The sequence below is a fragment of the Phytobacter sp. V91 genome, from assembly GCF_965644225.1.
GTDB lineage: Bacteria > Pseudomonadota > Gammaproteobacteria > Enterobacterales > Enterobacteriaceae > CBFFRJ01.
Map to the genome: position 1 here is coordinate 1 of NZ_CBFFRJ010000165.1, position 9,799 is coordinate 9,799.

Sequence of the window (9,799 nt, forward strand, 5' to 3'; positions counted from 1 at the left end):
TCTTCTGATTTGTTAGCGCAACCAGTAGATCACACTTCATCGTGCCTTTCACTTTTTCTGGGGATTCCTCAGCCCTGAGGGAGAGGGAGAAAAGGACAGTTCCCTCTCCCTTGAGAGAAGAGCAGGGTGAGGGAAAATGTCTTCAGGCTTATTTCTTCACCGTATCTTCGAGGAAGAAACGGCCAAGCGGGTTCTGGTAGAAGCCGTCGATATTTTTGCGGGTAACGTTGCGATAAGGGCTGTAGTAGAGATCAACCCAGTTCACATCGGCTTTGGCCATTTTTTGCAGATCGATGTACATCTGTTCACGTTTTTTCGGGTCCATCTCCACGCGAGCCGCCGCCACCAGCGCTTTCACCTTGTCATTGTGATAACGCGTCATATAGTTCATGTTCGCATCATGGCCCAGCACGAAGGTGGTTTTCTGATCCGGGTCGAGAATATCGTTGGTCCAGTACATCACCGAGATATCGTATTCACCCGCCACCAGCATGTCCCAGCTCTGGCTGGGATCGACTTTCTGCAGGTTGACCTTCACGCCCGCTTTTGCCAGTTGCTGTTGCAGCAGAATGGCGATTTGCTCATCCACTTCGTCACCGGCGTTAACCACGTAATTCAGCGTTAAATCAGACGCGCCAGCGGCTTTCAGCATCTGTTTGGCTTTCTCAGGATCGTAGGCGCGGCGCAGGTTGTCGCTGTAGTGATACACCGCACCCGCCGGGATATAGGAATTCGCCACCTGGCCGTAGCCAAAGGTCACGGTCTTCACAATCGCATCTTTGTCGATGGCGAAGTCCAGCGCCTGGCGGACTTCCACTTTGCCAAGCGCACCGTGCGAATGGTTGATCAGCAGATGGTCTTCACGGGTTGACGGGTCCAGGTCTACTTTCAGATTGTTGTCTTTTTGCAGGGAGGCAATGCGCGAGAACGGCACCGTCAGTGCGGCATCCAGTTCGCCTGCCTGCACTTTCAGCATACGGGTGTTGTCATCAGGAATGGTTAGCCAGTCCACCTCATCGAGGCTGACGTTCTTCGCCTGCCAGAAGTTCGGGTTCTTCACCAGGACGATTTTCTCGCCGCGCGTCCACTCTTTTACGCTAAACGCACCGGAACCGACCGGTTTTTCAGCAAATGCTTCTTCCCCTTCTGCCTTCAGCGCTTTTTCCGAAATCACCGAGGCATTCGGCAGCGCCAGTTGCGACAGGAACGGCGCAGACGGCGATTTCAGCGTGACCACCAGCGTGCGCGCATCCGGCGCGTCGGCTTTGTCGATAATGCTGTACGAATCGCGCCACAATGACCCTTCATCGTCACGAATACGCAGCAGGCTGAACGCGGCATCACTGGCGCTCAGCGGCGTACCATCGGAGAACTTTGTGTCACGAATTTTAAAGGTATAAACCTTGCCATCCGGGGAAATAGTCCAGCTTTCCGCCACGCCCGGCTCCAGTTTGGTGCCGGTTTTATCCACCCGCACCAGCGGATCAAATACGTTGGAAAACACCCAGTTGTCGGCGTTTTGCGCGGATTTGATCGGGTCGAACGTAGTGCTGTCTTCACGACGGCCAATGGTTAAAACGCCTGCCGCCTGCGCCATTTCGCTGACCACACTGAGTGCCAGGAAAACGCTGGCCGCCAAAAATTTAACATGCCTGTGCTTCATCAAAAGATCTCCGGGTCAAAGGAAAAACAGTCTCATCGCCTGTGTGGGTCAACACACAGGAATATGCGTGATCGGCAATCTGCCGGGTTGGAGGTAATGCGCCAGTGCTACACTGCATCTGCGCATAAGGGCAGCGCGGGTGGAAAGCGCAACCCTGTGGAATGGATAATGGGCTGGGCGGTTCGCCACCAAGCGGCTCTTCGGGCAGTGGTTTATCGGGATCGATTTCCGGGATTGCCGCCACCAGCGCTGCGGTATACGGATGGCGCGGCCGGGTGAACACCGCTTCGGACGGCCCTTCCTCAACAATGCGCCCGAGGTACATCACCGCCACGCGATCGCACAGCCGACGCACAATCGCCAGGTCATGCGCAATAAACAAAATCGCCAGCCCCATCTTTTCGCGCAGTTCCATTAGCAGATTAACCACCTGCCCCTGAATGGAAACGTCCAGCGCCGCCACGCACTCATCGGCGACAATCAACCGGGGTTCGATCGCCAGCGCACGCGCAATACCCGCGCGCTGACACTGCCCGCCGCTAAGCTGTCCGGGTCGGGCACTGGCCTGCTCCGGGCGCAGTCCGACCAGCGTAAGCAGCTCAGCGACCCGCGCATTCACAGCGCTACGCGGCACTTTATGATGCACACGCAGCACTTCTGCGATGCTGTAGCCAATGGTCTGGCGCGGATTAAGCGAGGCGAAAGGATCCTGAAAAATCATCGCCGTTTGCAGGCGTAACCGCGCCACATCGCTCTTCAGCCCATGCGTAATGCGGTGTCCATCGAAACGCACCTCGCCCGCCGTTACCTGCTCAAGCTGCAATAACGCCCGCCCGAGCGTGCTTTTGCCGCTGCCGGATTCACCCACCAGTCCGAGGGTTTCCCCGGCGTGAATTTTCAGCGTGACGTCATTAACCGCATGCACCTTCCGTTTGGCCCCCAGCAGGCCGCCGGAAACCGGAAATGTCACGCTGACGTTGTCCGCCTCTAACAGCGGCCAGTTTGCGGATGTTGTCATGCGCCCTCCCGCAGGCTGAGTGGTTGTAATGCGTGATGGCAGGCTGCGGCATGCGCCAGGGTGTCGCGCCCGCAGCGCAGCGCAGGCTGCTGTTGGCACGCCGCGCTGGCATGTGAGCAACGGGGATGAAAGCGACAGCCCGCCGGGAAATTATCCGCCACCGGCGGCTGACCGCTGATGGTTTGCAGACGCCCCTGACCGCCTTCGCTGCCCGGTTGGCAGTCAATTAACCCTCGGGTATAGGGATGCAGCGGCTGGGCGAGCACATCGCGCTTGCCGCCCACTTCACACAGCCGCCCGCCGTACATCACCGCAATGCGATCGCAGGTTTGCGCCACCACGCCAAGGTCGTGGGTGATCATGATGACCGCCAGCCCAAGCTGCTGACGTAGCTCACTGAGCAGTCGCAGGATCTGCATCTGCACGGTGACGTCCAGCGCCGTGGTCGGCTCGTCGGCGATCAGCAGCGATGGCTCTGGCGCCAGCGCCACGGCGATCATCGCGCGCTGGCGCATGCCGCCTGAAAATTCATGCGGATAGTTGTGAATGCGGTTCTGTGGGTCGGGAATGCCCACCTGACGCAGCAGCTCTTTGGCATCTTCCCGCGCCTGTGCACGGCTGGCGCCAAAATGACGGCGACGGCTCTCGGCAATTTGCTCGCCAATGGTCATCACCGGGTTGAGATGGCTGGCCGGGTTCTGGAAAATCATCCCCATTTCGCGCCCGCGCACCGACGACATTTGCGCTTCGCTGAGCGACAGTAAGTCCCGGCCGCCCAGCCGCACTTCTCCCCCGGTAATCGCCAGTCCCTGCCCCGGCAACAGGCGCATCAATGCCCGGCAGGTCACGGTTTTCCCGGATCCGCTCTCGCCGACCAGGCCGAGCATCTCTCCGGCATTCAATGTAAACGAGACCTTATCCACCAGGGCGATATCCGGATCGCGAGTAATGGTGAGTTCTGAAACGGTCAGCAGTGTCATACGCGCGCCCCCAGTTTATCGCCGAGACCATCGGCCAGCAGGCTAAAGCCCATTGCCATCAGCACAATTGCCAGCCCCGGAAAGGTGGTTATCCACCACGCTGTGGTGATAAAACTCTGCCCTTCCGCCACCATCACGCCCCACTCAGCCGTTGGCGGCTGCACGCCCAGCCCGAGGTAGCTGACCGCCGCGCCATTCAGCAGCACCAGCACGCAGTCAGACATGGAGAACACCAGTGCCCCGGTGATGGCGTTGGGTAACAAATGACGGAAAAGAATGCGCGTGTGGCCGTAGCCGAGGCTGCGCGCTGCAACAATGAAATCCCGCTGTTTCAGCGTCAGCACCTGGGCCCGCACCAGCCGGGCATAAGAGACCCAGCCGACCATCGCCATCGCAATATAGAAGCTAACCAGTCCCGGCCCGAGGATGGCGATGATCGCCAGCATCAATACCAGAAAGGGAAACGCCAGCACGATGTCGATAATCCGCATAATGGCCGCATCCACTACGCCGCCGAGATAGCCGGACAGCGCACCGAGCGTAGTGCCAAGCAGAAACGGAAAGATAACCCCCAGAAAACAGATTTGCAGATCCACCCGCGCGCCCCACAGCACGCGCGAAAAGATATCGCGGCCAAAGTTATCGGTACCGAACAGATGGACGCCACCGGGGGGAAGCAGGCTCGATGCGGCATCCTGGGTTATGGGATCAAAGGGGGCCAGCCACGGCGCAAACAGCGCGATAAACAACCACAGTCCGACAATCACTATCCCTGCACGCAGCGCATGCTGGCGTGGGATCGCCCGGCGGCGTAATCCTGAAATCACATTAAGTGCAGTCATAATTTCACCCTCGGGTCCAGCGCCACGGTCAGTACATCGGCCAGCAGGTTGACGGCGACGGTCGCCAGCGCAAAGACCATCACCACGCCCTGCACCACCATGTAGTCACGGCTAAAAATGGCTTTCACCAGCAACTGACCCAGCCCCGGAATGGCGAACACGCTCTCAATCACCACCGTGCTGCCAATCAGCCAGCCTATATTCACCGCCAGCAGGTTCAGCGTTGGCACCAGGGAGTTGGGCAAGACATGACGCCAGAAAATACGGTTTTCGCGCTGCCCCCGCGCCCTGGCGGCCACCACATAATCACTGCTCATTTCCATCAGCAGGCTGGCCCGCAGGTTGCGAGTCAGGACCGCAGACAGCGCCAGCGCAACCGTCAGACATGGCAGCACCATATGGTGCAACTGGTCAGCAAAATCACTGCCGTAGCCGGAGACAGGGAACCAGCCGAGCACCACACTAAAAATGATGATCATCATGATGCCGAGCCAGAATGCCGGAAAACCGAGCCCGGCCGTGGTGAACAGTCGAATCAGTTGGTCCGCCGCCCGCCCGCGCTGCCGGGCCGCCACTGAGGCCAGCGGAACGGTGAGGGCCACCGCAAGCAGCATGCTGCCCAGCACCAGCCACAACGTCGGTTCCAGTCGCGAGTTAATCAGCTTGAGGGTATCGACGCGGTACACAATCGATTTGCCGAGCTCCCCCTGCAATAAATTGCGCAGAAAGTAGCCGTACTGCACCCATAAAGGTTCATCGAGGCCAAACTGCGCGCGAATACGCGCCAGCGCTGCCGGAGTGCTGCGTACACCCAGCAGAATGCGCGCCGGATCGCCAGGGATCGCCCGCACCATCGCAAAGGTGATGATGCTGATCCCAAGCAGTACGGGCAGCAGTTGCAATGGTCGAAATAACAGAAAACGGTAACGGTGCATGAGCGAACTCCCATGGTGCATACGGTGCTGGAGGGTTAAAAAATCGCTCCGCCGTAGTGCAGTCCTGCGTCATAAATTTGCGCCCGGGAAGAGGCATCGGGCGTTTTCTTTACGCTAACGGCATCGTTCAGGACTGGATAGTTAGCAAAAATACTAGTTTTACCCTTCCCACAGGACGGCACCGGAATTGCATGTTCTGGCGAAGCCACGGAGAAATTGCACAAACCGTGCCCGTGGCGTGGCGCCGTTTATCCGGAGGGAATTCATTATGCGCATTAATATTGAAAGCCCTGGTGTTGCCAACGCCAGCAGGCTTGAAGAGGCGTTTGCCGGACTCTTTGCCCACACGCAGGCGTTAGGTTTCGATGCGGTGATCTACGATTACACGCCGGTTCCGCGCTCTCTGGAGGGCGACCTGATCACGCCGTCACTGCTGGAAATGCGCAATGTGCCAGACGATATGCGCCGGTTATGGTGCGAGCGCGGCTACTACCAGGTTGATCCGGTACAGCACTTCGCGCTGGAGAGCTGCGCGCCCTTTGTCTGGTCTTATCAACGCCCGGACCGCAGCGCCCTGCAGGGTCGGCTGGACGAGAACGCGCAGGAAGTCACGCACTACATGCGTGATAACAACATGCCCTGCGGCGCCACCGTACCGCTGCATTTACCCCACGGCGGCTTTGTCACCCTGACCGGGATTGTGACCGACCAGCGCGAAGAGCGGGACATCAGCGAGACGCTGGCGCAGCTGACGTTTCTGGCCCACCGTTTTCAGGAGTCGGCGTTTCCGCTGTTTGACGCCTCGATGCTCACCTGCCGCCATGTCAAACTGAGCAACCGCGAGCGCGAGTGTCTGGCGTGGTCTGCTGAAGGGCTGACGGCGAAAGAGATTGCCCGCAAGCTGCACCGCTCGGTGGCCACCGTCACCCTGCATCTGAACACGGCGGCGAAAAAGCTCGGCGCGATCAACCGGGTGCAGGCGGTGGTTCGCGCGCTGCACTACCGTTTGCTCGACAGTTAAGAACTAGCATTTTTGCTAGTGTTCAGCGTAAGCCGTGACGTTCTAACCTGAAAACCGGTTCACTTCACAGGGTAAACGTCACTCATGTACACCATTCGAGAAGGCTATGTCCCTTTCCGGGGATATCAGACCTGGTTTCGTATCTGCGGCGATATGCACAACGGCCTGACACCGTTGGTGGTCGCCCACGGTGGCCCCGGCTGCACGCACGATTACGTGGATGCGTTTAAAGATATCGCCGAAACCGGGCGCGCCGTGATCCACTACGATCAGTTGGGTAACGGGCACTCCACCCATCTGCCGGAGAAAAGCCCCGATTTCTGGCAACCTTCACTGTTTCTGGACGAACTGAATCATCTGCTGCAGGCGCTGGAGATTGCCGACAATTACGCGCTGCTGGGGCAATCCTGGGGCGGCATGCTGGCGGCAGAACATGCGGTCACCCAACCGCAGGGGCTGAAAGCGATGATCATCGCCAACTCACCGGCCTCGATGGCGCTGTGGCTGGAAGGGGCAGCGAAATTACGTGCAGAACTTCCCCCGGAGATACAGGCAACCTTGCTGGCCCACGAGACGGCTGGCACGCTGGACAGCGCAGAATATAAAGCCGCAAGCCAGGTTTTTTATCAGCGTCACGTCTGCCGTCTCGATCCCTGGCCGCCGGAAGTACAGCGCACCTTTGACGCGATGGACATCGACCCGACCGTTTATCACGCAATGAACGGGCCGACGGAATTTCACGTTATTGGCAGTATGAAAGAGTGGACGATTATTGACCGCCTGCCCCAGGTGCGCGTGCCGACCTTACTGATCTCCGGACGCTATGACGAAGCCACGCCAGAAGTGGTCCAGCCGTTTAAGGACAAGATTACCGGGGCGCAGTGGGTGATTTTCGAATCCTCAAGCCATATGCCGCATGTCGAAGAACGGGCATTGTGCATGCAGACCGTCAGTGATTTTCTGGCGAAAGCCTGTTGATGTAAGCCCTGACGCACACCAGGTTAATCCTTCTGGCCCTCTGAAGCTCACGTCAGAGGGTCTTTTCGCGGCGGCTATTACTCAGGCTGCCGTTTTCGCCAACGCCAGATTTATCTCCCGCTTTAAACGACTGTCGCTTTGCCTGCTGTTTTCCTCCCCCTTAGACTTCGCTATCATGCTCCCTGCACCTTCATGGAATGAAAATGACATTTTGATCCAGGATTTCATGAGATCCAGTGAGACAACGTAAAACTCAATGACAACAACAAATATCACTCACTCATTAAAAATTAAGAACATGGACATCACACACTGATGAGTACACTAGAGAATTTCGACACCCATACGCCCATGATGCATTGGTGTTTCATCATTGATTAATATAATAAATTTGTGATTATTTAAAATAACCTATAATTCTACCTACATTAAGTGTAGAGCATGAATAACAGATGTTGATTAACCTCAATTAAGCGTCACTATCAAGCCGCCGAAATTTTCACATGCCCTGGCTTGATATAGCTGACAGGAGATACCCAGGCGCTGCGCGGCGATCTGCGTTGTCAGGTGCCGGTCGACAACATCCTGAATGATTTTAAGTCGGTTAACTTCATTTACACATTATCAGTTCAGCGGTATCAGAGTGCTCAGTTTAACAAACCCACGTTTGTTGCTCAGATGCCCTTTTTCCGCTTCGTCGTAAATTGCAACATAGATCCACGCTTTATCGACGGTTCTGATTTTAGCCAGCGTTTCATTACTGTTGACTGAGGCCAAATCTGACGCTGTTTCACTGGCCTCGCTTTTCAGGGATAACGTTTTTTCCCCCTCTTTCAACTGATACAACACGAGATAAGGCGTATCTGATCCACAGCCGCCAAAATCCTGGGTCATCATATCGTCAGCGTTTTGCGCAGCATTATCCGGCTGAAATGACTGCAGATCGGCTTTATAGTTATCTGTGTTGCACTCCATATAGTTAACCACCGCTGGTACTTTAATCGTACCGGGTTGGTTAACGTACCACTCTTTGAAGGTAAAGAAGTTATCCGGGATATTCTTAAAGTTCTTTTTGATAAATGCGATCTTCTGCGCTTCACTGCCTTTAGCAGTAATATCAATTATTTTGTTATCTTTCTTTTTATTACCCAGGGAAAAATAGCGAAACTCTAACTCTGGCGTGTTGACCGTTGCATCAGCATTCCAGTTCGGTAGCCAGTAAGCCTGGAGTACACCGTTCTTTATTTCCACCGTCGCAATTGCGCGAAGAGAGAACACAGAAATAAAAAGAAGGAACATCAAGCTGGCGTATTTTTTCATTTCTTGCAATCCACATAGCATGAGGTGATTAATACATTAAAATTTTCTATCCCTTTATCAACCATCAATTGCTTAATCTCTTCATATAACCCCAGACTTTGCCCTATTCGGTCATCTCCTTTTGACTTCCCGGGCAATAAACAACCATCCGTGTCGGCGGGAACGTTGCCTGGATGGATCAGTATAGCGCGACTTGAGGGTACACTCGCATTGAACAAATTAGGTAATGGACTGAATTTCCGCATTCTGCCGCTGGCATGCCATTTCAAGCTATAGGAGCCGTCAGGGATTCTTTTTCGTAAATTTGCTTCCGTCGTATCCGGCCCGGGGCGTTCCAGAAAATAACCGGAGATTTCAGTGCCGGATATCGAAAATTCACTTATTGTTGAATTTTCGCTCTGCCATAAACGTTTGATGAAAATAGTGTAAGACATAATGATTTATTCCATCTTGTTTTTATTGCTCTTTCACTTGTACTTATTATATGAAAGAGAGCCTTAATTCATTATTCCGGCTCAAACAAAATGAGTAGTTAGGATTATTCCTATAAGGGCTTTGTTGAATAAATCAGATTTTGGGTAAGCATCTCCGTAGCGGCTGAACGCTATCCGCGATACGGATTTAAAAAGCTTTTTCAGGTCCTTCGCTGGCAGGGGAACAGCTGGAACCACAGAAGAGTTCACCAGATTTACTGTCTGCTGAAACTGAATTTTCGCCAACATCAGTCATTTCTTTATCACCAGACTTCGCCATTTCTAGCGCTTTAAACGACTGTCGCTTTGCCTGCTGTTTTCCTCCCCCTTAGACTTCGCTATCATGCATCCTGCGCCTTCATGGAATGAAAATGACATTTTGATCCAGGATTTCATGAGATCCAGTGAGACAACGTGAAACTCAATGACAACAACAAATATCACTCACTCATTAAAATTTAAGAACATGGACATCATAAGCTGATGAGTACACTAAATAGCTGATCCTAATACCGCTACACTTTTGCCAGACCATGTCCCCCTCCGGGGAACGGACTGGCGGTTTCCAT

General features: G+C 54.8%; 9 protein-coding genes and 1 pseudogene. 3 read left to right on the top strand and 7 right to left on the bottom strand.

What is annotated here, in order from left to right; translation table 11 throughout:
* Positions 1-148: 148 nt before the first annotated feature.
* The 5 genes from ACSZO4_RS22945 to ACSZO4_RS22965 are packed head-to-tail and all read right to left on the bottom strand — an operon-like array spanning position 149 to position 5,438.
* Complete coding sequence (locus ACSZO4_RS22945) at positions 149-1,663, bottom strand: ABC transporter substrate-binding protein (protein ID WP_437891364.1); 1,515 nt, start codon at positions 1,661-1,663, stop codon at positions 149-151.
* Positions 1,644-2,681, bottom strand: coding sequence for an ABC transporter ATP-binding protein (locus ACSZO4_RS22950; RefSeq protein ID WP_437891365.1), 1,038 nt, complete (start codon positions 2,679-2,681; stop codon positions 1,644-1,646). The genes ACSZO4_RS22945 and ACSZO4_RS22950 overlap by 20 nt, the downstream gene beginning before the upstream one ends.
* Positions 2,678-3,661: an ABC transporter ATP-binding protein gene (locus tag ACSZO4_RS22955; protein ID WP_437891366.1), complete on the bottom strand. Its 984-nt coding sequence runs from the start codon at positions 3,659-3,661 to the stop codon at positions 2,678-2,680. The genes ACSZO4_RS22950 and ACSZO4_RS22955 overlap by 4 nt, the downstream gene beginning before the upstream one ends.
* Positions 3,658-4,503, bottom strand: a complete 846-nt coding sequence (locus tag ACSZO4_RS22960; RefSeq protein ID WP_437891367.1) for an ABC transporter permease — start codon at positions 4,501-4,503, stop codon at positions 3,658-3,660. The genes ACSZO4_RS22955 and ACSZO4_RS22960 overlap by 4 nt, the downstream gene beginning before the upstream one ends.
* Positions 4,500-5,438 (bottom strand): ABC transporter permease, encoded by a 939-nt coding sequence (locus ACSZO4_RS22965; RefSeq protein ID WP_437891368.1) that lies wholly within the window; start codon positions 5,436-5,438, stop codon positions 4,500-4,502. The genes ACSZO4_RS22960 and ACSZO4_RS22965 overlap by 4 nt, the downstream gene beginning before the upstream one ends.
* Before the next feature lie 268 nt (positions 5,439-5,706).
* On the opposite strand from ACSZO4_RS22965, the gene ACSZO4_RS22970 reads away from it, so the two are divergent.
* Complete coding sequence (locus ACSZO4_RS22970; RefSeq protein WP_437891369.1) at positions 5,707-6,459, top strand: LuxR family transcriptional regulator; 753 nt, start codon at positions 5,707-5,709, stop codon at positions 6,457-6,459.
* Between the two features lie 84 nt (positions 6,460-6,543).
* Positions 6,544-7,437 carry a proline iminopeptidase-family hydrolase gene (locus ACSZO4_RS22975; RefSeq protein WP_437891370.1) on the top strand — a complete coding sequence of 298 codons (894 nt, stop codon included), beginning with the start codon at positions 6,544-6,546 and terminating at the stop codon, positions 7,435-7,437.
* A 624-nt stretch (positions 7,438-8,061) separates the two neighbouring features.
* On the opposite strand, the gene ACSZO4_RS22980 is transcribed toward ACSZO4_RS22975, so the two are convergent.
* Both ACSZO4_RS22980 and ACSZO4_RS22985 read right to left on the bottom strand, forming a co-directional pair.
* Positions 8,062-8,757: a hypothetical protein gene (locus tag ACSZO4_RS22980; protein WP_437891371.1), complete on the bottom strand. Its 696-nt coding sequence runs from the start codon at positions 8,755-8,757 to the stop codon at positions 8,062-8,064.
* Complete coding sequence (locus tag ACSZO4_RS22985) at positions 8,754-9,191, bottom strand: DUF5675 family protein (RefSeq protein WP_161586832.1); 438 nt, start codon at positions 9,189-9,191, stop codon at positions 8,754-8,756. The genes ACSZO4_RS22980 and ACSZO4_RS22985 overlap by 4 nt, the downstream gene beginning before the upstream one ends.
* Positions 9,192-9,350: 159 nt before the next feature.
* Here ACSZO4_RS22985 and ACSZO4_RS22990 point away from each other — a divergent pair.
* Positions 9,351-9,476: pseudogene (locus ACSZO4_RS22990) on the top strand (IS3 family transposase); the annotation flags it as partial.
* Positions 9,477-9,799 lie beyond the last annotated feature (323 nt).

Excerpts from the sequence above, each read along its gene's own strand:
- ACSZO4_RS22960 (WP_437891367.1), bottom strand. The coding sequence starts at position 4,503 with ATGACTGCACTTAATGTGATTTCAGGATTACGCCGCCGGGCGATCCCA.
- ACSZO4_RS22965 (WP_437891368.1), bottom strand. The coding sequence starts at position 5,438 with ATGCACCGTTACCGTTTTCTGTTATTTCGACCATTGCAACTGCTGCCC.
- ACSZO4_RS22955 (WP_437891366.1), bottom strand. The coding sequence starts at position 3,661 with ATGACACTGCTGACCGTTTCAGAACTCACCATTACTCGCGATCCGGAT.
- ACSZO4_RS22970 (WP_437891369.1), top strand. The coding sequence starts at position 5,707 with ATGCGCATTAATATTGAAAGCCCTGGTGTTGCCAACGCCAGCAGGCTT.
- ACSZO4_RS22980 (WP_437891371.1), bottom strand. The coding sequence starts at position 8,757 with ATGAAAAAATACGCCAGCTTGATGTTCCTTCTTTTTATTTCTGTGTTC.
- ACSZO4_RS22950 (WP_437891365.1), bottom strand. The coding sequence starts at position 2,681 with ATGACAACATCCGCAAACTGGCCGCTGTTAGAGGCGGACAACGTCAGC.
- ACSZO4_RS22945 (WP_437891364.1), bottom strand. The coding sequence starts at position 1,663 with ATGAAGCACAGGCATGTTAAATTTTTGGCGGCCAGCGTTTTCCTGGCA.
- ACSZO4_RS22975 (WP_437891370.1), top strand. The coding sequence starts at position 6,544 with ATGTACACCATTCGAGAAGGCTATGTCCCTTTCCGGGGATATCAGACC.
- ACSZO4_RS22985 (WP_161586832.1), bottom strand. The coding sequence starts at position 9,191 with ATGTCTTACACTATTTTCATCAAACGTTTATGGCAGAGCGAAAATTCA.